A 252-nucleotide genomic window follows, 5' to 3' on the forward strand; every position below is an offset into this window, starting at 1 on the left:
ATCATCAACCAAAAAATTGCTCAGAAACTGATTGAGAAGGCTTCTATGACCGTCATTGCCCGCCAGCTTGCCATTTCAACTTCAACTGTCATTCGAAAGCTCAATGACTTCCGTTTTAAACATGATTTTTCTCGTCTTCCCGAGATTATGTCTTGGGATGAGTATGCCTTCACTAAGGGAAAGATGAGTTTCATTGCGCAAGATTTTGAAAAACTCAATATCATCACTGTTCTTGAGGGGAGAAGACAAGCT

At 40.5% G+C, this 252-nt stretch carries 1 pseudogene; it reads left to right on the forward strand.

Annotated features, from left to right (window positions below):
- Positions 1-252, forward strand: a pseudogene (locus HMPREF2876_RS06965) (ISL3 family transposase); the annotation flags it as partial.

It is taken from the genome of Streptococcus sp. HMSC073A12, assembly GCF_001812815.1.
Taxonomy (GTDB): domain Bacteria; phylum Bacillota; class Bacilli; order Lactobacillales; family Streptococcaceae; genus Streptococcus; species Streptococcus vaginalis.